The organism is Stutzerimonas stutzeri, assembly GCF_024448935.1.
In the GTDB taxonomy this organism is placed as follows: Bacteria; Pseudomonadota; Gammaproteobacteria; order Pseudomonadales; family Pseudomonadaceae; genus Stutzerimonas; species Stutzerimonas stutzeri_AO.
This window is the reverse complement of the sequence record NZ_JAMOIE010000197.1, coordinates 1-2229: the sequence shown is the minus strand read 5'-3', so window position 1 is coordinate 2229 and position 2229 is coordinate 1. Positions and strand designations below refer to the sequence as shown.

The 2229-nt window shown below is 56.1% G+C and carries 3 protein-coding genes and 1 pseudogene; all 4 read left to right on the top strand.

All coding sequences use genetic code 11. The annotated features are described in order from the left end of the window. The first annotated feature begins 190 nt into the window (after nt 1-190). The 4 genes and pseudogenes from NA637_RS24750 (at nt 191) to NA637_RS24735 (ending at nt 2089) form a co-directional block, all read left to right on the top strand. Complete coding sequence (locus NA637_RS24750; RefSeq protein ID WP_256075203.1) at nt 191-454, top strand: BrnT family toxin; 264 nt, start codon at nt 191-193, stop codon at nt 452-454. After that, nucleotides 444-686, top strand: coding sequence for a type II toxin-antitoxin system BrnA family antitoxin (gene brnA / locus NA637_RS24745; RefSeq protein WP_256075202.1), 243 nt, complete (start codon nt 444-446; stop codon nt 684-686). The genes NA637_RS24750 and brnA overlap by 11 nt, the downstream gene beginning before the upstream one ends. Before the next feature lie 203 nt (nt 687-889). Then, a pseudogene (gene rfbC, locus NA637_RS24740) lies at nt 890-1321 on the top strand (dTDP-4-dehydrorhamnose 3,5-epimerase); the annotation flags it as partial. A gap of 114 nt (nt 1322-1435) precedes the next feature. Further along, nucleotides 1436-2089, top strand: coding sequence for an NUDIX hydrolase (locus NA637_RS24735; protein WP_256075201.1), 654 nt, complete (start codon nt 1436-1438; stop codon nt 2087-2089). Nucleotides 2090-2229 lie beyond the last annotated feature (140 nt).

Below are 2229 nucleotides of genomic sequence, written 5' to 3'. Positions count from 1 at the left end.
AACGAAGATTACCAGCAGATTTGAGAACAGATTTATTTTTCTCTGCCATCACGGCGTTCGGCTGGGCTCCTCTGCATAACTCGGCGCTCAATGAGACGCGCTAAAGCGCGCCCTTTTGCTTCAACGTTAGCAGCCGGTCCGCCGACTTGACCCGCTTGCCAAATGAGTAAAAACTGAATATTTTATACTCATGAATGAATTCCAGTACGATGACGACAAAAGCCAAGCCAATCTAGAAAAGCACGGAATCGATTTTCTAGATGCTCAGTCACTCTGGAAAGATCCTGATCTTCTGGAAATCCAGGCCAGATCCGAAGACGAACCTCGCTTTCTGGTTATAGGGCTCATAGGGTCAAAACACTGGTCTGCTGTCGTCACCTACCGAAACGGAGTGATACGACTCATTTCTGTGAGGCGATCCCGCAAAAGAGAGGTAGAGCTTTATGAAAGCTAAAGATCTTGATAAAAAATTTGATCAAGGCAAAACAGACGTGATTGATGATCTCGATCTGTCCACGGCGCGCCGTGTCAACCAGGAACAGAAACGCATTAATGTCGATTTTCCGTCTTGGGTAGTTGAGTCGTTGGACCGAGAAGCGGCTCGCATCGGTGTTACGCGACAGTCGATCATCAAGGTTTGGCTAGTTGAGCGCTTGAAAGCAGAAGCTGCTAACAAACCGGCATAAATAACTGTACTTCCTGATGATAACTCAATAACACCAGCAGAATTACGAATGCTCTTAAATTACCTTCTACTAAAAAATTTAAATAAGCTTTTGTCGAGATGACTTTTACGACGCTTAAGGCGCTCTATGCTAACCATGAGGGGTCATATCGGATAAGTGGTCAACCTACCTATCTGAATATGAGCGGCTGTTCATTTTTTTGAGGCATGAGCCCGGACTTCGTGCAGGACAATCACTCGCGCTCGGCACGCGGCGTGCTCCGCGGCCTGCATTACCAGCTACCGCCGCATGCCCAGGGCAAGCTGGTGCGCGTGACGCAGGGTGAAGTGTTCGACGTTGCGGTCGACATCCGCCGCAGCTCACCGACCTTCGGCCAATGGGTCGGCGCGCCGCTTTCGGCTGAAAACAAATGCCAGCTGTGGATCCCCCCAGGCTTCGCCCACGGCTTCGTCACCCTGAGCGAAACGGCGGAGTTCCTCTACAAGACCACCGACTACTACGCGCCGCAGGCCGAGCGCTGCATCGCCTGGAATGATGCGTCCCTGGGCATCGAGTGGCCATGCAGGGATATACCGCTCCTGTCCGGCAAGGACGCCCTGGGTGTATCGCTCGAGCGCGCCGAGTTGTTTCCTTAGACTGCGCAGCAGCCTCATGCCAGTGCGAAGTGCCAGTTGATGACAGAAAGGATGGCGCTTTCGCGCTGCTGCTATATTATCAAGTCGACTTAATCCCCGAGACGAGGACTGGGCATGATTCATGGCATTGGCGAAAAGCAGGCCGCGCAGGCAGGTCGTCGTGGTGTAGCACCTGTCGTTGCTTTCCCCTCTGGAGCGCCCGTTTCGGGAACATTGAATGGTGTCGAACTGACGCCATGGCGCGACCATCCGGCAGATCCCGTGCAGTGGGAGTTGCCGGAGATGATTAATCCCGGCTTGACCGAGCCGCCGCTGGAAGAGGGTGGCAAGCTTCTGGCCTCCGGTGCAGTGATCATCGAACCGGACCATCGTGTCTGGGTGGCGCACCTCAATGAGCCTTTCAACGCAGCCTGTGTAGGGTTTCCAACCGCCCGCAAGGACCCCGCGCTTTCGCTGCAGGCCACGGCTGTTCGCGAGGCCTGGGAGAAGACCGGCCTGCAGGTCCGTATCATTGGCTGGCTGGGCGACTTCGACGCGCAGATCACCCGCACGCGCTACTACCTGGCGGCCCGTATCGGTGGTGCGCCCACAGCCTGCGGCTGGGAACATCCGCCGATGAGTCTGGTGACCCTGGGCGCGCTGATGCACTATCCCGCGCTTCGTGTGAGCCCCACCGAAGCGAAATGCCTGACGGCCTTGCGCAACGTGCTCAACATTTCCCCGGACCTGTCCGCACGCAGCCTGATGCCGGATCGTTCGTTCGGCTAACCGCGCCGACCATGTGAACGGGCCATGCCCGCGATACCTAATGGATCATCGGTTCGCTTCGCGGCCATGGGCCGCTCCTACCAGAGCCTGTCCACGCATGTAGGAGCGGGCCATGCCCGCGATCCATGGATTCCGCAGGG

Excerpts from the sequence above, each read along its gene's own strand:
- NA637_RS24750 (WP_256075203.1), top strand. The coding sequence starts at position 191 with ATGAATGAATTCCAGTACGATGACGACAAAAGCCAAGCCAATCTAGAA.
- brnA (WP_256075202.1), top strand. The coding sequence starts at position 444 with ATGAAAGCTAAAGATCTTGATAAAAAATTTGATCAAGGCAAAACAGAC.
- NA637_RS24735 (WP_256075201.1), top strand. The coding sequence starts at position 1,436 with ATGATTCATGGCATTGGCGAAAAGCAGGCCGCGCAGGCAGGTCGTCGT.